The sequence below is a fragment of the Paraburkholderia silviterrae genome, from assembly GCF_004353915.1.
Classification (GTDB): domain Bacteria; phylum Pseudomonadota; class Gammaproteobacteria; order Burkholderiales; family Burkholderiaceae; genus Paraburkholderia; species Paraburkholderia silviterrae.
The window spans coordinates 292,254-313,321 of sequence record NZ_SMRP01000002.1 but is presented as its reverse complement, the minus strand read 5'-3'; the positions used below and the strand labels follow the sequence as shown (position 1 = coordinate 313,321).

General features: G+C 66.7%; 19 protein-coding genes. 5 read left to right on the top strand and 14 right to left on the bottom strand.

Annotated elements, in window-relative coordinates; translation table 11 throughout:
• Positions 1 to 171: 171 nt before the first annotated feature.
• Positions 172 to 945 carry an SDR family oxidoreductase gene (locus EYW47_RS05450; protein WP_133193852.1) on the bottom strand — a complete coding sequence of 258 codons (774 nt, stop codon included), beginning with the start codon at positions 943 to 945 and terminating at the stop codon, positions 172 to 174.
• Positions 946 to 1,287: 342 nt separating this feature from the next.
• On the opposite strand from EYW47_RS05450, the gene EYW47_RS05445 reads away from it, so the two are divergent.
• The 3 genes from EYW47_RS05445 (at position 1,288) to EYW47_RS05435 (ending at position 6,463) form a co-directional block, all read left to right on the top strand.
• A complete protein-coding gene (locus EYW47_RS05445; RefSeq protein ID WP_133193851.1) occupies positions 1,288 to 2,697 on the top strand; it encodes a glycosyltransferase family 9 protein in 1,410 nt (469 codons plus the stop codon).
• A 416-nt stretch (positions 2,698 to 3,113) separates the two neighbouring features.
• Positions 3,114 to 4,328 carry an MFS transporter gene (locus tag EYW47_RS05440; protein WP_133193850.1) on the top strand — a complete coding sequence of 405 codons (1,215 nt, stop codon included), beginning with the start codon at positions 3,114 to 3,116 and terminating at the stop codon, positions 4,326 to 4,328.
• Between the two features lie 311 nt (positions 4,329 to 4,639).
• Complete coding sequence (locus EYW47_RS05435) at positions 4,640 to 6,463, top strand: AMP-binding protein (protein ID WP_133193849.1); 1,824 nt, start codon at positions 4,640 to 4,642, stop codon at positions 6,461 to 6,463.
• Here EYW47_RS05435 and EYW47_RS05430 read toward each other — a convergent pair.
• From EYW47_RS05430 to EYW47_RS41310, 5 genes are all read right to left on the bottom strand, one after another.
• Entirely contained in the window at positions 6,460 to 6,855 is a 396-nt protein-coding gene (locus EYW47_RS05430; RefSeq protein WP_133193848.1) for a hypothetical protein, read from the bottom strand. The two genes, EYW47_RS05435 and EYW47_RS05430, sit on opposite strands and share 4 nt — an antisense overlap.
• Positions 6,856 to 6,920: 65 nt before the next feature.
• A complete protein-coding gene (locus tag EYW47_RS05425) occupies positions 6,921 to 8,522 on the bottom strand; it encodes an FAD-binding oxidoreductase (RefSeq protein ID WP_133193847.1) in 1,602 nt (533 codons plus the stop codon).
• Positions 8,523 to 8,530: 8 nt separating this feature from the next.
• Positions 8,531 to 9,466, bottom strand: a complete 936-nt coding sequence (locus EYW47_RS05420; RefSeq protein ID WP_240763556.1) for an anti-sigma factor family protein — start codon at positions 9,464 to 9,466, stop codon at positions 8,531 to 8,533.
• Positions 9,463 to 10,014, bottom strand: coding sequence for a sigma-70 family RNA polymerase sigma factor (locus EYW47_RS05415; protein WP_133193846.1), 552 nt, complete (start codon positions 10,012 to 10,014; stop codon positions 9,463 to 9,465). Before EYW47_RS05415 ends, EYW47_RS05420 begins: the two co-directional genes overlap by 4 nt.
• Before the next feature lie 48 nt (positions 10,015 to 10,062).
• Positions 10,063 to 10,218 (bottom strand): hypothetical protein, encoded by a 156-nt coding sequence (locus EYW47_RS41310; RefSeq protein WP_205710023.1) that lies wholly within the window; start codon positions 10,216 to 10,218, stop codon positions 10,063 to 10,065.
• 687 nt (positions 10,219 to 10,905) lie between these two features.
• Between EYW47_RS41310 and hfq the strand changes: the two genes are divergently transcribed.
• Entirely contained in the window at positions 10,906 to 11,385 is a 480-nt protein-coding gene (hfq, locus tag EYW47_RS05410; protein ID WP_133193845.1) for an RNA chaperone Hfq, read from the top strand.
• Positions 11,386 to 11,583: 198 nt separating this feature from the next.
• Entirely contained in the window at positions 11,584 to 11,760 is a 177-nt protein-coding gene (locus tag EYW47_RS40765) for a hypothetical protein (RefSeq protein WP_165976499.1), read from the top strand.
• A gap of 145 nt (positions 11,761 to 11,905) precedes the next feature.
• On the opposite strand, the gene EYW47_RS05405 is transcribed toward EYW47_RS40765, so the two are convergent.
• The 8 genes from EYW47_RS05405 to EYW47_RS05370 form a co-directional block, all read right to left on the bottom strand.
• On the bottom strand, positions 11,906 to 12,718 hold the full coding sequence (locus tag EYW47_RS05405) for a DUF2968 domain-containing protein (RefSeq protein ID WP_205710022.1): 813 nt from the start codon (positions 12,716 to 12,718) through the stop codon (positions 11,906 to 11,908).
• A gap of 55 nt (positions 12,719 to 12,773) precedes the next feature.
• Positions 12,774 to 14,162 (bottom strand): sigma 54-interacting transcriptional regulator, encoded by a 1,389-nt coding sequence (locus tag EYW47_RS05400; RefSeq protein WP_133193844.1) that lies wholly within the window; start codon positions 14,160 to 14,162, stop codon positions 12,774 to 12,776.
• A gap of 14 nt (positions 14,163 to 14,176) precedes the next feature.
• Positions 14,177 to 15,997, bottom strand: coding sequence for a TadG family pilus assembly protein (locus EYW47_RS05395; protein ID WP_165976498.1), 1,821 nt, complete (start codon positions 15,995 to 15,997; stop codon positions 14,177 to 14,179).
• Positions 15,998 to 16,094: 97 nt separating this feature from the next.
• Entirely contained in the window at positions 16,095 to 16,505 is a 411-nt protein-coding gene (locus EYW47_RS05390; RefSeq protein WP_240763555.1) for a DUF3613 domain-containing protein, read from the bottom strand.
• 53 nt (positions 16,506 to 16,558) lie between these two features.
• A complete protein-coding gene (locus EYW47_RS05385; RefSeq protein WP_240763554.1) occupies positions 16,559 to 17,458 on the bottom strand; it encodes a tetratricopeptide repeat protein in 900 nt (299 codons plus the stop codon).
• A 53-nt stretch (positions 17,459 to 17,511) separates the two neighbouring features.
• Entirely contained in the window at positions 17,512 to 18,687 is a 1,176-nt protein-coding gene (locus tag EYW47_RS05380) for a type II secretion system F family protein (protein ID WP_240763553.1), read from the bottom strand.
• The gene (locus EYW47_RS05375; protein ID WP_133193842.1) at positions 18,684 to 19,733 is read right to left on the bottom strand and encodes a type II secretion system F family protein; all 1,050 of its coding nucleotides are present in this window, start codon (positions 19,731 to 19,733) and stop codon (positions 18,684 to 18,686) included. The genes EYW47_RS05380 and EYW47_RS05375 overlap by 4 nt, the downstream gene beginning before the upstream one ends.
• Positions 19,726 to 21,066, bottom strand: a complete 1,341-nt coding sequence (locus tag EYW47_RS05370) for a TadA family conjugal transfer-associated ATPase (protein ID WP_133193841.1) — start codon at positions 21,064 to 21,066, stop codon at positions 19,726 to 19,728. Before EYW47_RS05370 ends, EYW47_RS05375 begins: the two co-directional genes overlap by 8 nt.
• Positions 21,067 to 21,068: the final 2 nt, after the last annotated feature.

Genomic DNA, 21,068 nt, shown 5'->3' with positions numbered 1-21,068 from the left:
GTGGGATGCGCGCCGTTGCGGGCGTCGCAAAGATCTTGCAATCCAGACAATCGGTCATGCAACACACGCGGTGCGCCGCACGGCCGCCCATTGATCTGCTTCGGACTACGATTCAAACGATGGCGCCACGCCATGGCGATTCGAGCGCGACGCACATCGTCGAATACGGCGTCAGACGACGCTCGCGCCGCCGTCGATCGCCAGATACTGGCCGGTGATATGGCGCGACGCGGCGCTCGCGAGAAACACGGCCGCGCCCTTGAGATCGCTTTCGTCACCCAGGCGCTGCAGCGGCGTGCGCTCGATCACCGTCTGACCGAGCGTGTCGAGCAAACCCGCCGACATCTTCGAGGGGAAGAAGCCCGGGCAGATCGCATTCACATTGATGCCGTACTTGCCCCATTCGGCGGCGAGCGCGCGCGTGAAGTTGATGGCCGCGGCTTTCGACGTGTTGTACGCGATGGTCTGCATGGGACCCAGTGCGCCCTTCAGGCCCGCGATCGATGCGATGTTGATGATCTTGCCGCGCCGCGCGGGAATCATGCTGCGCTTGCCCACTTCGCGCGCAAGGAAAAACGGCGCGTTGACGTTGAGGTTCATGACCTTGTGCCACGCCTCGTCGGGATAGTCCTCCGCCGGCGCCCCCCAGGTCGCGCCCGCATTGTTCACGAGAATGTCGATCTGGCCGTACGCCGCCAGCGTCTCGTCGACGAGCGGCTTGACGGCCTCGGGGCGCTGCAGGTCGCTCACGACCGTCATCGCCTCGATGCCGCGCGCCTGCAAATGCTGCTGCGCTTCTTTGAGCTCGTCGGCCTTGCGCGCCGTGATGACCACACGGCAGCCCATTTCCCCGAGCGCCTCGGCCATCTGCAGCCCGAGCCCGCGCGAGCCGCCCGTGATGAGTGCCACCTGCCCGCCCAGTTCGAACAATTCTCTGACCTGCATGCTTGTGTCTCCTTGATGTCTGCCGGCGGGCGTGCGCTGCGCGGCAACGCCCGCCGATTGCGCCAGGCCGCGAGGCGGCTCTGGCCCTGATCGCACTGCTGGCCCGCATAAATTCCGCATAACGGAATCCACGAGGATCAAACCGATTCTAGTGACGCTGTCCAGTCACGTGAATCGGGAAAAGCACGGTCGTTCATTATCATCGAAAATGTGCGTCCGCGCTGTGGGACGAACGCGTTGCACGTGGTGCGCGGCATCGGCGCAATTTTAAGAAGCCTCCGATATCGGCCATTTACAGGCGTCGATAGGATTTATCTGACAAACATCTTCGACGCTCCGCCGATGTCCCACGATCCGGAACAGCAACTCCTCAAGGCCTTCGTCGCGCACACCCGCAGCCCTTCCGACCCCGCCCCCCTCCTCCAGATTTGCGAAGCGCTCGTGCGCGTGAAGCGCGACGAGCAAATGCTGCCGTGGGCCGAAAAGGGCCTGGCGCTCGACCCGCGCAACCGCGCCTTCGTGCACGCGCGCGCCCGCGCGCTGCGCCTGCTCGGCCGGCACGCGCAAGCGGTGCAGACCTGGCTCGATTTCGCGCCGCTCGACTGGTCGCCCCTGTTCTATCAGGCGAGGCTCGGCCGCGACCTTTACCTGAGCGGCGACACGGCGGGCGCCGTCGCGTTGCTGGAGCGCGCCTTGCTGAACCCGGCTGAAGATGACGACGCCGACAAGCTGCGGGTGCACAAATGGCTGGCCGAGGCGCTCCTGAGCACGGGCGACGCACGCGGCTTCAAGCACTGGATATGGCGCAACCTCGGCGACAGCGGGAACTACCGTTACAGCGCGGTGCCGATGTGGGACGGGCAGCGCGACTTGCGCGGCGAGCGCGTGCTGGTCACGCACCAGATGGGCTATGGCGACCAGTTCATGCTGTACGGCAGCATCCGCCAATGGCGCGCCGCCGGCGCAGAGGTCATGGTGACCTGCGACGCGGTGATCCACAGCGTCATCGCGGCGTCGCTGCCGGACTTGCGGGTCGTGGCGGCGCGCCGTCCGATGGTACGGCGCTCGCCGATCGACGCCGAGACGCTACCCGCCGTTCAAGCATTTGCGCCAACCCTGCAGGCCACACTGCTGCACCTGCCGATGCTCGCCGCGTGCGACCAGCCGCGCCCCGAGCCCTTTTTTGAAGCCTATATCCGTGCACCGGTGGCCGCGCACGGCCACGCGGCAAGCTGGGCAAACGCGTTGCGCGCGCAGCACCCGGGCAAGGCACTGGTTGGCGTGTTCTGGGATTGCTCGCAACGCCATGCCCGCGAATTGAGCAACAAGGACCGCAGCTGGGCGGGCCTGCGCAGCTTGCCGCTCGAGGCGCTCGAGCGACTCACCACGGATCCGCAGCTCACGAGCCGCGTTCACTTCGTCAGCCTTCATCATCCCGTTGCGGAAATCATGGGCGGCTCACCACGCGGGAACATCAGCCACTACGCGCCAGGCATCATGACGTTTGGCGATACCGCGGCCTGCATCGCGCATCTGGACGCCGCTATCAGCGTCGACTCGGGCGTGGCCAATCTCGCCGTCATGAGCGGCAAACCCACTGCCGTGCTCGTCAACCCAGCCGGCGAATGGCGCTGGGGCAGTAACGGCATGCGCTCGCCCTGGATGCGCGATGCCCATGTGCTGCGCCAGGCCACCATGGGCGACTGGGACGCAGTCGTATCCCGCGCCGCCCAATGGCTGTTGCAACGCTGAACGACAGCCCCCGCCAGTCCCCTGCCCGAAGCGCCGCCAATCCTTGCGGCGCGCCCCCAGAATTCAATCAGGATTGCAAACGATCATCGGCGACGTTGCCCCCGTTTGCCCACTTGTCCGATCAATTCGGAATTGAGCGCTTAAGCACGCGTCTGCGCGCGCGTCCGTCATTCGAAGGACATTCAATTTTCGATTCACATTAATTACATTTAAATTACTACCAAGACAAAATCCTTTCATTTGATAAGACCCGATAAACCCCTTCTCCAGGGATTAGCCCGGGTTGCGCCGGGCTTTCATGCAAATGTTTAATGCCGGGCGTACACTCGTACGACGCTCGTCGCGCGGGGCGGAGCAAGCACACGCGCATAGCCGGGAGACAAGGCGTTGCGCGTGCCTATGAGGAGAACAATGAAATGAGCTGGACGCGAGAACAGAGAAACGTCACGATCGCAGCGTATTTGGGGTGGACGCTCGACGCATTCGATTTCTTTCTAATGGTTTTCGTTCTGAAAGATATCGCCACTGAATTCAACACCGAGATTCCCGCCGTCGCCTTTGCCATTACGATCACGCTGGCCATGCGCCCGATCGGCGCGCTGATCTTCGGCAGGCTCGCCGATAAATTCGGCCGCCGTCCCACGCTGATGGTCAACATCGCGTGCTATTCGTTCCTCGAGTTGCTCACTGGCTTCTCCCCCAATCTCACAACGTTCATCGTCCTGCGCGCGCTCTTTGGCGTGGCGATGGGCGGCGAATGGGGCGTGGGCTCCGCGCTCACCATGGAGACCATTCCGCCGAAAGCGCGCGGCTTCGTCTCGGGCCTTCTGCAGGCGGGCTATCCGAGCGGCTATCTGCTCGCTTCGATCGTGTTCGGCGTGCTGTACCAGTACATCGGCTGGCGCGGCATGTTCTTCGTCGGCGTGCTGCCCGCGCTCCTCGTGCTTTATGTGCGCGCTCACGTGCCCGAATCGCCGGCCTTCAAGGAGCTGGAAAAGCGCGTGCGCCCGACCCTGCTCACCACGCTCAAGCACAATCTCGGCCTGTCGCTCTACGCGATCGTGCTGATGACGGCGTTCAACTTCTTCTCGCACGGCACGCAGGATCTCTATCCGACCTTCCTGCGCGAACAACATCACTTCAATCCGCATACGGTTTCGCTCATCACCATCACGCTCAATCTCGGTGCGATCGTGGGCGGCCTTTTCTTCGGCTCGTTTTCCGAAAAGATTGGCCGCCGCAAGGCCATCTTTATCGCGTCGCTGATCGCGCTGCCGGTGCTGCCGCTCTGGGCGTTCTCGTCGGGTCCGGTGTTGCTCGCGCTCGGCGCGTTCCTCATGCAGATTTCCGTGCAAGGCGCCTGGGGCGTGATCCCGGTGCACCTCAACGAGATCTCGCCCGACGAAGTGCGCGCAACCTTCCCGGGTCTCGTCTATCAGCTCGGCAACCTGCTGGCTTCGGTCAACGCCACGCTGCAGGCCTCGCTCGCACAAACGCACGGCCAGAACTATGCAATGGCGATGGCGATCGTCGCGGGCACGGTGGCGGTCGTGATCGCCGTGCTGATTCCGTTCAGCCGCGAGCGGCGCGGCATCGACATGACACAGACCGCCAGGCACGTGACCGCCTGATGCGGCGCACCGCCTGAGCATCGGGCAAGCATTCGGGCGGCGCCGCTGTGTCGCCCGAATGCCGTCACGCAGGACACAGAACCACGAAACGAAGGCCGTGCCGGGCTGCCGCCCGCACGGCCTTTCGTTTTGGCGCGCCGCGCAATCGCACGACGGGCGCCCGGGCACGGCACGGCGCTGCGGGGAAACTCTGTCTGCCCTTCTTTCCAAGCGCGGTGCATCATGAATGCGTCGTGTAAGCCAGGCGCGCTGCACACGCCGGCGGCGCCATGCAATAAGGCGACGACCCACGCTACGCCCGGAGAACGAGAATGAGCGATACGCCACAACAGCCGCGGCACGAAACGGCCCCACCCCCTGCGCAAGCCGCCACGCCACCGCCTGCGCAAGCGCTCGCCGACGCCGCAGCCCCGAATACGGACGGCATCTGGTATGCCTCGTATCCGCCGGGCGTCCCGCACGAAGTCGACGTGACGCACTATGCCTCGCTAGTCCAGTTCTTCGACGACTGCACCTCACGCTTTCGCGAGTGCGTGGCCTACGTGAGCGCCGGCTCGCCGATGACCTACGGCGCGCTCGCCAGCAAGGCCACCGCATTCGGCTCATGGCTGCAGGGCGCGGGCGTGAAGCCCGGCGAGCGCGTCGCCATCATGCTGCCCAATACACTGCAGTATCCGGTTGCGCTATTCGGCGCGCTCAAGGCCGGCGCGGTCGTCGTGAACGTCAATCCGCTCTACACGCCACGCGAGCTCGCGCATCAACTGAAGGACAGCGGCGCGCAGACCATCGTGGTGTTCGAGAGCTTCGCGAAGACGCTGGAAGACGCGCTGCCCGGCACGCGCATCGAGCGCGTCGTCCTCACGCAGCTGGGCGACCTGCTGGGCGAAGGCTTCAACCTCAAGGGCCGCTTCATCAACTTCATGCTGCGCCATGTGAAGAAGCTCGTGCCCGCGTACCGGTTGCCGGCCAGCGTGCGCGTGGTGCGCTTGCTCGACGCGCTCTCGCAGGGCGCCCGCGAGCCGCGCGCACCCATCGGCGCAACGCTCGACGATCTCGCCTTCCTGCAATACACGGGCGGCACCACGGGCGTGGCCAAAGGCGCGATGCTCACGCACGGCACGATCCTCGCAAACGTGATACAGGCGAAAGGCTGGATCGCGGGGCAGCTCGAGAGCAAGGCCGAGACCATCCTCACGCCGCTGCCGCTCTATCACATCTATTCGCTCGCCGTGAACGCGCTGATCTTCATGGCGATCGGCGCGCGCAACATCCTGATTGCCAATCCGCGCGACATGCCGCGCGTCATGAAGATCCTGCGTCACGAAACGTTCACTTGCATGAGCGCGGTCAACACGCTCTACAACGCGTTCCTCGAGAACGAAGCCTTCCGCCAGCGCGATTTCTCAGGGCTCAAGCTCGCGATGGGGGGCGGCATGGCCACGCAGAAGGCCATCGCCGAGCGCTTCAAGGCCGTCACCGGCAAGCCGATCGTCGAGGGCTATGGGCTCACGGAATGCTCGCCCATCGTGGCGATGAATCCCGTCGATATCGCACATCTTCAGGACTTCGAGGGATCGATCGGGCTGCCCGCGCCCTCCACCCAGGTGCGCTTTCGCCGCGACGACGGCACGTGGGCAAATATCGGCGAGCCGGGCGAGCTTTGCGTGAAAGGCCCGCAGGTCATGAAGGGCTACTGGATGCGCCCCGACGAGACCGCGCGCGTCTTCGTGGGCGACGGGTGGCTGGCGACCGGCGACATCGGCGTCATGGATGCGCGCGGCTATATCCGCCTCATCGACCGCAAAAAGGACATGATCCTGGTCTCGGGCTTCAACGTGTACCCGAACGAAATCGAGGACGTGATCGCGCGGCATCCGGGCGTGCGCGAGGTGGCGGCCGTCGGCGTGCCCGACCCGGTGCAAGGCGAGCGCGTGAAGGTGTTCGTCGTGCGCCGCGACCCCGCGCTCACCGAGGACGCGCTGATCCAGTTTTGCCGCCAGCAGCTCACGGGCTACAAGGTGCCGCGCCTCGTGGAGTTTCGCGAGACGCTGCCGCAAAGCAACATCGGCAAGATCCTGCGGCGCGCGCTGCGCGACGAAGAGATCGCAAAGATGAGCCAGGCGAGCGCGGCTTAAGTCTGCGGCACGTCGAGCACGATGCAACGGTGCGGCGCGGCGAGACGTTCGAGCACGAAGCGGTCGGAGGCGCGCAACGCACAGAGCGCGACGACCGGTGTGTCAGCACGGGTTTCGAAGCGACGTGCAAACTGTGCATGCCACAGCATGCCGATGTCGTTGCCGAAATCTTCTCCGACTGCGAACGCCGGCACGCTCATGCGCGCCGCCGCGCGCGCAAGCGCCCTGCCCCGTGCCAGCGCCGGATCGTAGACGGCCATGCGCACCGGGCCTGGCATCGGCAGTGGCTGCGTGCTTTGCAGCGCATCGAGCGGGCGTGTGGCGGCGCGCGCAGCGCATGCCGCCGCTGCCAGCGCCCCACCCGTCGCGTGTAGAAACGTCCGCCGGTTCATCGCGTCATCCTCATTGCTGTGTGTGCCGCAAGCATGCGTGCACGCATATGCGAGCGTCACCAGCATCACGTATAGCCGCGCATTGCGCGCCACGCCGGCGGCCACACGCCCTGCTTGCCCGGCGCGAGCACGCCCTGCGGATCGAGCGCGTCCTTCACCGTCTGCGCAAGCCGTAGCAGCGCGCCATCGTTGAAGTCGTACTGCGCCGCTGCGTAATCCATGTAGAGCAGATGCGAACGGTAGACACCGTAGCCCGCCGCGCGCGCATCGCTCATCAGCGCGCGCAGCAGGTCGCCTGCGCGGGCCGCGTCGTCGCGCCGCTCGCGCGCGAAGATCGCCGCGAACACATGATGCAGGCAGCGGCCCGCCGCCGTGAAGCCGCCGTAGTAATCGAAGCCGTATTCCGCCGCGCGCGCCTTCACGAGCGCGTACTGGCGCAGCGCGTCGCGCCCGTCGGCGGGACACAGCGGCGAGAAGTCCACGTGCGCGCCAACGCCGCCGCGCCAGTCGAGCATGCGAAATGCACTCATCGAAGGAATGCCGGCCATGCTGCGATCGCCGCCGTCGTGCGGCTCCTCGCTGCCCGCATAGCGCTTCGCGAACGCGCGCACGTGTGGCACCTGCGCGAACGCGCGCTCGACAATGCGCCGCTGCAGCTCGATCACATCGGGGTCGCCGTAGAGCGCGTAATGCAGGTTCCAGCGGCCGATATCGAGGTCGCGCTGCATGGCCGCAACGGCCGCCTCGGGCATCGCCCCCTCCCCCGCGTACCAGCGCGCGCGCGGCGCAATGCCGGCCGCCCGGCGGATCGCACCTTCGATCACCGCGTGCTGCGCAATCGTGCCGCCCAGTTGCAAGCCACGCAGCGTATCGACGATCGTGCCCAGATCGTCCTCACGCGCAAACTGGATTTCGCCGATCACGTAAGCAGGCGGTGCGGGCATCAGCCAAAGCCCCATCTTCGTGACTATGCCGTAGTTCGATTGCGTGAAGAGCGCGTCGAACGACGGGCCGTAGCCTGACTTGTAGAGCTGCCACGCCGAGCCCGTCTCGATCGCGCCCATGCCGGTGCGCACGATGTCGCCATTGGCGAGCACGATTTCCATGCCGCACTGCGCCGCCGCATGATCGCCGTAGGCCGTGTAGCCGAAGCCGCGCTCGAGCGTATTGCCGATCACGCTGCCCCAGCCGGCCGCAGGCGGGTCCACCCAGAGCTTCAGGCCGCGCTCGCGCAAATGCGCATGAAGGTCGAAGTAGCTCACGCCGGGCTCGACGAGCGCCCAGGCGAGCCGCTCGTCCACGTCGAGCACGCGGTTCAGCCGCTGCAGGTCCAGCACGACCGAGCCCGCGAGGCGCGGGGCCGCGCCGCCATAAGCGAAGTTGCGGCCCGTGGAGACGGTCCAGAGCGGCACGCGCGCCGCGTTGGCCACACGCAGGATCGCGCGGATCTCATCGACGTTGGCCGGCAGGAGCGCCGCCGAGGGCGCGAACACGCGCTCATCCTCGACGGGCGCGAACGGATCGAAATACGGTGCGAGCGCGGCGCCGCCACGGCAGACATTGGGCGCGCCCACGATCGATTCGAACGCGGCGAGCGCACGCGCGAAGCGCGCCGCGCTCATGCCAGGAGGCAGCACGCGGGCCGTATCCGTTCTCGCGGGTTCCATCGCGCCCGTCACCATTGCGCCCGCGTGCCGCCGAGCGCGCCGCACACCTCGTACGCGATGGTGCGCAGGCGCGTCTCCGTGGCCGGGCCGGAGAGCGCATAGCCCATACCGTCGGTGCTCCAGTAGAAGGTGCGGTGGTTGCCGTCGCTCAGCAGATGCACCGCATCGCGGCCGCGGCCCGACACGCTCACGTAGAGCGTAAGCCGCGAGCCGGCGCCGTTCTGATACATGAACTGCGCCGCCGGGCCGGCCGCGCCGGGCAAGAGCCGTCCACCGACGAGCGTGTAGCCGTATTCACCGAGCGGCGGAATCGCGAGCGGTTTGCCGAGCCGCTTCGAGAGCCACGCGACCAGATGCGCTTCGTCCGCGGCGCCCACTTCCACGGGATGACGCACTTCAGGCGAGTACACGGCATAGGCCACGTCGGCGCGCCGCGCGAAACCTTCCGCGTCGCGCGCCAGAAACGCGGGGTCGTGGCCCGCGCCCGCGGCATCGCGCGTGGCGCCGCCCCAAGCGCCATCGGGAAGCCATTGCGGCATCAGCGTGCCCGCCGCCACCGCGAAGCCCGCGCCCACGACGGCCCACGCCGCCGCGAGGCCCGCGCGGCGCCACCACGGGTCGCGCCGCCTCAGCACCACGTAACCGGGCGAAGCCGCCTCGTCACCAGCGCGGCAAAGCGTTTGCAACGCGGCCTTCTGCGCGCGCCAGGCGGCGATGCGCTGTGCGGCGCTGGCGTCGGACGCCAGCCGCGCCTGCAGCGCCGCGCGTGCGTCCGCCGACAATTCGTCGTCGACGTAGGCGCCCAGCGCGGCAAAATCGGCGTCTGCGTCGCAGCCGGGAACAGCCGAGGGGGCGGTGGGCGGCACCCCGCCATCGGGCGAAGCAGCCGGTGCGGGACGGGCGCTCGCGCGCTCGCGTTCGCGTTCGAATTCGTCGTCGTTCATCGCGTCGTCCCCACCACCCTGAGCGGCGCGGCGCGCCGCGCCGGATCCTGTACCGGCCCCGTGTCCAGCAGCACCCGCAGATGCTCGCGCGCACGCGAAAGACGCGACATTACCGTGCCCGCCGGCACGCCGAGCACCGTGGACGCCTCCTGATAGCTCAGCTCCTCCACGCACACCAGCAACAGCACTTCGCGCTGCGCGGCGGGTAGCAGATAAAGCGCGCGCTGCACGTCGCGCAGCACGAGGCCGTCGACTTCGCCGTGCGGCGCTTCAAGGGTGCGCCAGGGCGCGCTATCGTCGTCCACCGCAATCTCGCGCCGGCCGCGCAACTGGTCGATGTAGATGTGGCGCAGGATCGTCAGCAACCAGGCGCGCAGATTGCTATCGGGCCGGAACGACGACGCGCGCGAGAGTGCGCGCTCGGCAGCGTCCTGCACGAGATCGTCGGCCCACGCGGCATCGCCGGTGAGAGCGCGCGCGTAGCGGCGCATGGGCGCGAGCTGCGCGACCACTTGCGCTTCGAACTCCGCGGACGGGCGGCGCAGCATGGCGCGCGGCAGCCAGTGGCGCAGTCAATAGAGCAATGTTTAGCGCAATCAGTAACCGCCCGAAGAGCCACCCGAGGAACCACCCGAACTGCTCGACGAGCCGCCGCTGCCCGAATCCATGCCACTGCATGCGGTCAGCGAACCCGAGACCGCCGCGATCGTCAGACAGAAAAGACAAGCAAGAACAATGCGAGTCCGTTTCATGGTCATCTCCCGTTTGAGGTTGTCAGGCAAGGCATTAGCCAAGCCGTTACCCGATATTGCCGGTTGCCAGGGACAGCGAACTGCCGGCGCATTGCGAACGTGGCATGCGGCTCATCGCGAACCGCAGGCGTCGACATGGTGATAAACGCAGCGCGGCGATGGCTTATTCCTGGCGCACGCCAGCCGTGCCATTTTTATTTGCGGGGCCGGCAAGAAACGCGCGGCGCACCGCGTCGCGCAGCCGGAAGTTGGCCCCCTGCACGTGCGTCGCCGCACGGAACCCAGGCGCGCAAAACTGGACAATCGAATTACAGTAAGGTGCTGGAAAGGTCTGTTGCGATCGCGCGCAAACACACCGAAATCCGTGACGCATTCGTGCGTGCTTTGCACTACGCTATGAACGTATGCGCTGCCCCTGCGTCAAATCGACCATGCCTGAGAGGCCATACTTGACAAGCCATACCTGACCGGCCGTGCCTGACTGTCGCAGTTCGGGCCCGCTTTCATGTATCTTGACTGGCATGCCCCATACACGCTCCCTGATTCTGCGATGACGGCCGCGAGCCGGTATAGTTCTACAGTAGAGTATGTCAACGCACGCGCGCTTTGCCGGCACAAGGTAGAATTGCGGCGAGCAAACGTTTCCAATTGAATTGCGGCACTGAGCCGCCTGGTCAAAATTCGTCCATGCCTTCCGCAGAATCGCACCCGCAAAACGACTTCATGAACGCCGCGCGCAAAGAGCGCAAGCGTGTCGAAATTTATCTGGTCAACGGCATTCGCCTGACCGGATGCATCGAGTCGTTCGATCAGTACCTGGTGATGCTGCGCACGCCTGTCGGCCTGCAAGGCATCTACAAACGCGCCATCTCCACCATCCAGCTCGACACCGGCACGCGCCCGGGCCCGCGCACGCCGCGCCCCTCGCACGGCGAACACACGAGCCGCGGCCCGCACGGCAACTATGGCAACCACGGTGGCCATGGCCCGCGCGAGTCCCGCGAATCGCGTGAGCCCAGAGACCGCGAGCCGCGCGAATCCTGGTCGGCGCCGGCTTCGTCCGAGCGCCCCGCCCAGGACGGCCCAGTGGTCGTCACGCGCCGCCGCCGGCTCTACGGCACCGTGAACAACGGCGGCAATGGCGGTGAAGGCTCGAACAACAGCTAAACCGTGCGTGCGCGTCCCACGCGCTCTTTTCTGCAACGGTTGAGTTCACAATGCACAGGCGCGCGCGACGCGCCTGTGTTCGTTCTGGTCAGCAGCCCGCGTTGCAAGCGCGTCCGCCCGGATGCGCACGACCAGACGCTCAAAATGCTTCCCTTTGCGTTATTCTGAAAGCGACTCTCTTCGCCCCCGGAGAACGCCATGAGCTCATCCAAACCGAAGTCCCCTCAGCCCTCGCAGGACGACGCGCTCGACGAGGCGCTCGAAGAAACTTTCCCGGCAAGCGACCCGATCGCCATCGATCCGCCGCCCTCGAAGCACAAGCCCGCCGACGACACTGAAAAGGGCCACGGCAAGCATCATCACGGCAAGCACTAAGGCCGCAAAAACATCCCGCCCAAAAACAACGAAGGCGGCGCGTCATGGACGCCCGCCTTGGTTTTACATCCCGTCTTCGCGCTGCGAGCCGGATCGCCGAACCGGCCCGCACCGATGAGGCCCGGTGCCCGCGCCCCAGTGCGCGTCACTGGACCGGCAAGCCGCCCTCCACCTGACGCTGCAGCTCTTGCACCTGGCGCTGTACCGCGCGCAGTTGATCCTGCGCCGCCGCCTTCTCGACCTGGAGCGCATTTGCCTGAGCACGCGTCTGCTTCTGCTGATCCGCAACGAGCGCCTGCTGCTGGCGGGCGATCGTGAGGTCGGCCTGCAGGCGATTCGCGTGGTCCTGCGTGAGCGCAATCATGCGGGCCGTGAACGCCTTTTGTGCTTCGAGGCGCGTCCGGCGAATCTCGACATCCGACAACTGCAGCGTCTTCTGCGCGAAGTCGCGGTAGATCGCCTCGGCGCGCGTTTCGTCGCTGGTCTTGATCACGCGCCAGAACGTCTTGTTCTGGAACAGCGCCACGTAATAGGTCATTTCCTTGCCATAGAACAGCAGGCTTGCGCCGTAAGTGCCGTTGTATGTCGTGCGCAATTCGTTGAGATCGGAGCCGCGGATCATCTGCTGCAGTTCGGCCACATTGCCCGCCGCGTTCTGCTGTGCCTCCTCCGGCGTGAGCGCGACCGGCGTGCCGGGCAAGGGCTGCGCGGCGGATTCCGCCTGCGGCTGCACCGACGCGGCCGCAGGGTCCTGCGCCGCCACCGTGCTCACTGCCGTGTTCGCGGCCAGGTTAGCCGTCCCCTGCGCCGCGGATTGCGCTTTTGCCTGCGCCTGGGCCTGTGCTTTTCCCTGCGCTTGTGCCTGATCAGCCAGCGATTGCGCGCAACCGGCCTGGGCACCCCCGAGCAGCATTAGCGCCACGACCGCGACTTGCCGAACTCTCCACTTGTCGTTCATGAAGCCCCTGTTTTTGTACCGTTCTTTTGTATGATTTTACAAAATCGCACAATTATTACTCACTTTCACCAGTTGCGGGTTCCTCGTCGAAAATTTGATATTTGCGGATCTTTTCCCACAACACCTTGCGGCTGATTCCCAGGTATTGGGCCGTGTCCTTGCGGCGCCAACCGTTTGCGTCCAGCGCCGCCAGCAGCCGGCTGCGCTCGGCCATGTCCCATTTGCTGCGATCGACGACGGGCGCCGCAGGCTCCGTTGCCACCGCCTGGACACCGCTCGATCCGGCGAGCAGCCGGCGCAGGCGCGGCAAGTCCCAGTTGCCCATCTGCCGCACCGTCACGCCGACCCGTTCGGCCAGGTTGCGCAGCTCGCGAACGTTGCCGGGAAAGCGCATCGCGGCCACCTGGTCAGCCAGCCAGTAAGGCAGCTCCGGCAGCGCCCCGAGCCGCTCTGAGCCCACCACCGACGCGACGAAGGCCTTGAACAGCGCGATTTTGTCCACCGCGCCGCGCTCTTCGAGCGACGGCACGATCAGCTCGATCACGGCAAGCCGGTAATAAAGGTCGGCGCGAAAATTGCCCTCCTTCACCAGTTGCGGCAATTGCCGGTTGGTGGCCGCCACGAGGCGAAAATCCACCTTCAGCGGCGTGGCCGAGCCGATGCGCGTGACCGTGCCGTCCTCCAGCACGCGCAGGAGCTTGACCTGCTGGTAGAGCGGCAAGTCGCCGATTTCGTCGAGAAACAGCGTGCCGCCGTCGGCCTGCTCGAAGTAGCCCTTGTGCGCGAGCGCCGCTCCCGTGAAGGAGCCCTTCGCATGCCCGAAGAAGAGCGACTCGAACAGGCCGTCCGGAATCGCGCCGCAGTTCACGGCGACGAACGGCCCCGTGCCGTAGCGGGCGTGCTTGCGGTGTAAAAGTTCGGCGACGCGTTCCTTGCCGGTCCCGGTTTCGCCGTGCACGAGCACGCTCGTGTCGCAGTCGGCGAAGGTCTCGACTTCCCTCAGCAGCGCACGCATGCTCTCGGACTCGGCCACGAGCATGTCGGCGCCCGCCGTCTCGGCCGAATGCGCGCGCAGTTGCGCGACGAGCTTGGACACGAGCCCGCGCAGTTCGGCGCAAGTGAAGTCGAGCGGCAGGATGTGCGAGTACTCGGCGGGATACATGGCCGGATCGTTGTCGCGCGGCGCCGCGCCGACCCAGATCACGGGCATGCCATGGGTGGCCTGCCAGTCGCGCAGCACGAGCGCACCGGTGTCGATCACGCTCACGCTGACGATGGCGATCGACGCGCGCGCGGCAATGCGTTGCGGCGAGACGGCGGTGTCGTCGGCGCGGATCACCTCGACGTCGAGGCTCGACATGCAGCGCGCGACGCGCTCGACGATATCGGCTTTGCCTTCCCAGACGTAGAGGTCGAGTTCCTCGATGGGGGTGGTGGTTCGCATCGTGGGTTTTCTTCTTATTGGACGAGTGTTGCAACACCGCAGGTGAGCGGCTTGGGGATCACCGTCGCGACGCCGAGCTGGACGCCGAGGAGTTGGAGCAAGGGGCCGATGATGAGGTCGTCGAGGCTTCCGGGTCCAGTGAGCGCCGGCCCCAGCGTCGAGCCCAGAACGCCCGTCACGAGCGGCAGCGCGACTGTGTTGACAATGGTGCCGACCAACGGAGTCAGGATGCTGGACAAGCCGGTCACCCCCGGTAGCACCTTCACCGTCAGCCCCCCGTTGCTTGCACTCAGTTGGCTGAGCGTCGTCACGGTCGACTGGAGCGTGTTGTCGAGCTCCGCGCCAATCGCGTTCGAATTGATCGAATTGCCGTCGATCGGGTCGCCGTTGCCGTCGAACATCAAGGTCGCACTGGACGGGTTGACGACCGGCACGCCGAACGAAGGCGCGGTCACCGTCGCCACCTGTATGCCGACCAGCGACACGTTCGCGAGCGTCCATGGCACGTTCGTGCTGCTGCAGCTGAAACCGCTGACGCTCTTCGCGCTCACGCCCGCTGGAAGTGGCGTACCGAGGCAGAGCGTAGCCAGCCCAGTCTGCACACCGATCGTCTGCGTACTGGCCGTCTTGCTCGCCGCGCACTGCGCGGACTGCAGCCACGCCTGGCCCGGCGCCACGACGACATAGAGCGGGATCTGCACGGTCACGTCGACGGCATAGGACAGCAGCGCAAGAAGGTACTGCCCGCTCTTCGACGCAATCTCGGCGTTCACGCCAAGCAGGATCTGCGCGGTCTGGGCCTGCGTGCGCCACGTGCTCGTCCCCTCGAAATAGCCGGGCTCGCCCACGGCGATCGAAGGCGGCGAGATCACTTGCAGCGTGAGCGCAACGCCCAGCCCGTTCAGGCTCACGTTGAACGCGCTCGGCGCATTGCCCGCGGCGGCAATCTCCGCGCCGGCGACCAGCATCTGCATGACGTTGACCGTCGCGTCGGCCGCGTACTGGGCATTGGCCACGCCGAGTTGCAGCAAGGCGGGCGAGCCGGACAGCGCCGCCACCTGAATCGGGTTGAGCGTTGCCTGCGGGACCAGCGCGGCCACCGCGCTCAATGCGCTTTGCGCCGCCGACACATCGGCCGTGAGCGCGCCGTCCTGGCCAACGGCATTGAACAGGATACTGGCGAGACCGCTGACCGTAGTCTGCGTGGCGAGCAAGCCATCGTAAGTGCCGGCCGTGGTCGCCACGGCGGCGAGATCGGCCACTTTCACGTTGGCATTCAGGAGTCCGTTCCACTGCGCGGCATCGAGCCGCACCTGCGTGCCGCCCAGCAGCGCGCCGAGCATGCCGTTGAGCAGATTCACCTGCGCAAGCGAGGTGCTCAGCTGAAACGAGCCGATCACCGTCGCCTTGGCCGTGGCGCTCGCCGCGATCTCCAGGCCCTTCCCAACAAAGAAGTACGGCACGAAACTCGTGGCGCTCACCTGCACGCCGTTCAGCGGCGGCGTGCCGTTGTTTTCCACGAACGTCATCCCGCCATTGCCGTTCGAATCCCAGCGCCCGCACTTCGTGCTGAGCGTGCGCGTCGTGCCATTCACCACGAAGCCGTTGCTCGCCGCGTTGGCGAGCGCCGTCGTTTGTGGCTGCGAGCATGCGTCGTCCATCTGTTGCGCGGCAGCGAGCGCCGCGAGATCGGCAACGTTTTGCAACTGGCGCTTCGCGAGATAGATATTCGCCACATCGATCACGCCCAGCGCCGCCACCGCGACCACGAGCCCGATGACCGCGATCAACGCGAGCGAGCCGCGCTGGCGCCGCGCGAGCATGCGCGCACGCACACGCGAGCGTGCACGTCCGGGCGCATGCGCGCGCGGACACGGCGGTGCAACGGCTGCCGCAGCGACACGAGAGCGCTGGCCTGAGCGCGCCACCATCTCAGTAGGCGCCTGAACCGCTTGACGAAGCCGAGCCGCCTGCGCTGCCTTGCCCACTGCCCGTCTGGATCGTCGAGCCGAAGCTTGCCGGAATTTCCGTGTCGAACGACTTCATATAGCGCCGATAAGCGTAGCCTGCCTCGGCGCCGAGCATCGGCAGCGCGGGAGCCGCCTGGGTGTTGCTGCGCTGAAGCTCGAGCCAGGCTTGCGTCGCATGGCCGACCTCGCTGTCCGGAACCGGCGCGCCTGAAGCCTGCACATCGGTACCCTGCGCATGCGCGGCCGGCACCACGAGCGCCATCGCCACAATCGCGGCAGCAACGGCCGCGGCGTGGAAGCAACGCGCCCGAGAAGCCGCCGAAGCGACGACACCAGCGGCGCAGCCCGCATCCATGAGCTGATTGTTTTTCATCGTATTCCTCGTGTTGCGCGAGACGTGCCGCGCCCGCCAGGTCCTGCATGCACTTATTGCGCGAAGCGATCCACCAGGCGTGGCTGCGCATCGCCGCCGGGCCAGCTGCCCTGGGCACTCGCCAGCGCGCGCGCCGCCGGCACCGCCGCGCGCCGCGCCGCTTGCTGCGAGGCCTGCTCCGCCGATTCGCGCCGCTGCGCCAGCTGGCGCGCGCGCTGCACTTCACGCACCTTCTGCGCGTCGCGCGCAACCGCCGCGCGTGTCTGCGCAGGCAAGCCCTGATGCGCCATCAGCGCCTGCGCGTCCGCGTCGTTGCCGCTCGCCTCGAACAACAGCGCCGCGTTCGCGACGATCTTCGCGTTGTGCGAGTCCAGCTCCAGCGCCTCGAGGAGCGGCACACGCGCACCCGCCACATCGCCGTCGCGCAGCAGCGCATAGCCCAGGTCGGAGAGCATGGCTGCGTTGGTCGGGTCGAGCCGCGAGGCCTGCGCCAGTTCCTGCGCGGCCTGGTGGAAGTCGCCCGCAGCGCCCGCGAGCAGACCGAGCCCGCGATGGCCGCGCGCAGCAAGCGGCGTGTCGAGCAGCTGCGTGTACGCCGTCGCGCTCGCGCTGGCCTGCCCCGTCACGCGCAATGCGTCGGCGCGCAGCAGGATCGAATCGGGCGTGGCGCCGTACTGGTGCTCGAACGCGTCGATGTGCGCAAGCGAGGCGTAATAAAGCCCCTCGGCCTGCATGCGCTCGATGAGGCCGAGGTACATGCCGGGCGTGTCAGGCGCCGGGTCGTGGCTGGCCGAGCGCATCTGCATCTCGGCCTGCGCCTGCGGGCCCACGCCATAGCCCTGCTGCGTGCCGCACGCGGCGAGCGTCGCGAGCCCCGCGCAGGCCATGGCCGCCAACGCGCGGCGCGCGGCCGGCCGGCGCACCGTGGCCGTATCAATGGTGAAATTCTTCATGAGGGTTCTGGCCGTATTCATAGCTCGATCACGCTTCTCGATCACACTGCGCCTCAACGCTGAATCGATGCCAGCGTGCGCATCACGGCGATGACGCCGGGCCCCGCCGTCACAATGAGCAGCGCAGGTAGCAGGGTCACCACCATCACGCCGGTCATCCTCACGGTGAGCTTGCCGATGCGCTCGCGCAGCGTCGCGCGGCGCACTTCGCGCAGCCGGTCGCCGAACTGCCTGAGCGGCTCCTGCACCGCGCCGCCGTGCTTGTCCACCTGTACGAGCATCCGGATCACCGCGCGCAGATCCTCGTTTTCGTAGATCGTCGCCATCCGATGCAACGACTGCTCGCGCGTGCGGCCCGCCACGAACTGGCGCTGCGCGATCTCCATCTCGCCCGCGAGCACGGGCAGCACGAGGCGAAATTCGTTGATCATCACCTGCAGGCTCTGATCGAGCGAGAGCCCGACGCCCTGCAAAAGACGCAGCAAATCGACGAGCATCGGCAGCTCCTCGGCCACGGCGTCGAGGCGTGCTTGCGCACGGCGCCGCACCACGAGCTTCGGCACGAAGAAGCCGAGCAGCAGGCCGGCACCCGCGAGCGCCACGGGCCGCGCGCCGTGTGCGAGCCCGTACCACGTGGCCAGCAACGCCATGACGGACGCGCTCACGAGGCGGATGATGCAATAGAGGCCGCGCGCACGCGCGTCGGCATAGCCGCATTGATCGAGCAAACGGCGGTCCTCGTCGGCGACGATCAGCTTGCCGGCCGACGTCTCGAGCCAGCGCATCCCGGCGGCGCCGAGCGCGTCGAGCATGCCTGGGAGTCCGTAGCGGTGTGGCGTGCCCATGAGCGCATCGACAGGCGCGGCACCGCCCTTGCCTTGCGCCGGCGCGCCGCCCTGCGCGCCGCGGGAGGCGCCAGCCGCGCCGCCGCGTATGCTGCCCGCGAGGCCAACCTGCACGCCTGGCGGCACACCGGCCGACGCGTCCATCGATGCACTGACCGATGCACCCAGAGATGCACCCACCGGCACGCCACCCGCCGCGACGCGTGCGTCGGCTGCGCCCGTGCCCTGCTGGCTCGCGTGCGAAGCGTAGTTCGTCATGACTTGCTCGAGCATGCGCGCGCTCTTGTGAGCCGCCACGAGTCGTGCGCACGCGAGCGCCGCGAGCAGCGCGAAGCCGAGCGCGCCGAGCAGCAGCGCAAGCACGCCGAGGCTATGCGCGCTCACAGCGCCCCCTTGAGCCGCGTGAGCCGGTACAGCAGCCAGGCACCCGTGAGCTGCAGGCCGATCGCCCCGTACACGAGCAAACGTCCCGAGCTGTCGTTCCACATCGACGCGAAATACTGCGGGTTGGTGACGATGAGAAAGCCGACGATGCCGAGCGGCAGCAGCGCGAGCACCCATGCTGACAGGCGCGTTTCCGCCGACATCGCGATCAGCTCGCGCTGCCCCTGCTCGATATCGCGCATGAACGTCGCCATGCGTTCGAGCATCACGTCGGCGCGTCCCCCATAGCGCACCGAAAGACGCAGCACCGCGCCCACGAGCTCGAGCTCCCGCGTCCGATAGACTTGCGCGACCTGATTCAATGCGCGATCGATTTCGACGCCGGCGCGCAACATGCGCGAAACGTGATCGAGACATTCGCGCAGCGGCGCCTCGGTGCTGAGCAGCGCGGCCTGAAACGCCGCGGGCACGCTGTTGCCGAGCACAATCAGCCGCACGATGCCGTCGAGAAAAGAAGGCAACTGCGCGACGAGCCGCGCGCGCCGCCGCTGCATGCGTATCGATAGCGCAAAGGCCGTCAGCGCCGTCACCAGCACCAGCACGGCGAGCGCCGCCGGCACGCCGCTCAGCAAGAGCGCCCAAAACGCCAGTAGCGTCGCAATGAAGCCGATAAACACCAGCGGCTTGCGCACGTCGACAATGCCGGCGCGGCTCAGCATGCCCTGAAACGCGAATGTCACGCGGCCGCGCCAGCCTTGTGGCGGAGCCGCGAATGACGGCAGCGCGCCGCCGCGCGTGGCGGCGTTGCCGCCCACATAGGCCGCGCGTATTGCCTCGGGCCTGGCCGCCCCCGCTCGCGCCCCGAGGTTGCCCGCGCCGGGCATGCCAGGCGCGCCCACGGGCGGGCTCGCGGCGGCGACGCGGCTATCGACGAAACGTGTCACGTGCTCACGCGCGGCGCGTTGCTGCGCCCGCTGCCAGAGCATCAACCCGGCAGCGGCAAACAGCAGCGCAAGCGCCGCAATGAGCGTGATCACGCTAGACATTGAAGCCCCCGTCGCGCCCGCCCCCAAAGCCAAAATTCGACGACGCCGAAAGCGTCTGGCGAAAACGCGCGAGCTTGGGCGAATGCGGATGAATGCCGAGCGACTCCCATCGGTCGAGCTCTTCGCCGTCCGCGTTCATGACCGGCTCGTAGCGGTACAGCTCCTGCGTGGCGATGATATTGTCCGCGAGCCCCGTTACTTCGGTTACCGAAAGAATCCGGCGGCGCCCGTTGGAGAGGCGCCCGATCTGCACGATGAAGTCGACAGCGTTGGCGATCTGCCGGCGCAAGCTGCTTTCGGTCCCCTGAAAGCCCGCAAAGCCCGCGAGCATTTCGAGCCGGTACAGACACTCGCGCGGCGACGACGCGTGCACGGTCGCCATCGAGCCGTCGTGGCCGGTGTTCATCGCCTGCAGCATTTCGAGCACCTCGCCGCCGCGCACTTCGCCCACGATGATGCGGTCCGGGCGCATGCGCAGCGTATTGCGCAGCAGATCGCGTATGGTCACCACGCCCGTACCGTCGAAGCCGCCGGGACGGCTTTCGAGCCGCACCACGTGCGGGTGATTGAGCGAAAGCTCGGCAGTGTCCTCGATCGTCACCACGCGCTCGATCTCGGGAATATGAAACGCGAGCGCGTTCAGGAGCGACGTCTTGCCCGAACTCGTGCCGCCCGAGACGAGAATGTTGCAGCGCGCCTGCACCGCCGCCTCGAAGAGCGCGCCGATCTCCACGCCGAACGTGCCGTTGCCGAGCAGATCGTCGGGGCGCAGCGGATCTTTGCGGAACTTGCGGATGGAAACGATGGGGCCGGCGAGCGAGAGCGGCTCGATCACGACATTGATGCGCCCGCCGTCGGGCAGGCGCGCATCGACCATCGGATTCGATTCGTCCAGTCGCCGCCCAATAGGCGCAAGAATGCGCCGCACGATGCGCAGCAGGTGCGCGTTGTCGGAAAAGCGCACCGGGATCCTCGAGAGGATACCGTGCCGCGACACATACACGTCGCTATAGCCGTTGATGAGGATGTCCTCGACGGCCGGATCGGCGAGCAGGTCCTCGATCGGACCGAAGCCGGCGAGCTCCTTGGTGAGCGCACCGGCAATCGCGCGTACCTCGCTCTCGTTGATCGGAATGTGGCGCAGCCGCACGAAGCTGTCCATTTCCAGGTCGACGAACTGGTTGATCGCCTGGCGCGACCAGCGGCCAAACTCGGCGCCAAGCTCCTCGATGCGTGTGAGCAGGTGCTCGTGTGCCGCGTTCTTGATGTCCTGGAACTGTTGGCTCTGCGCGAACAAGGGCGCGTCATCGGCAAACTGGATGTTATCCGCCATGA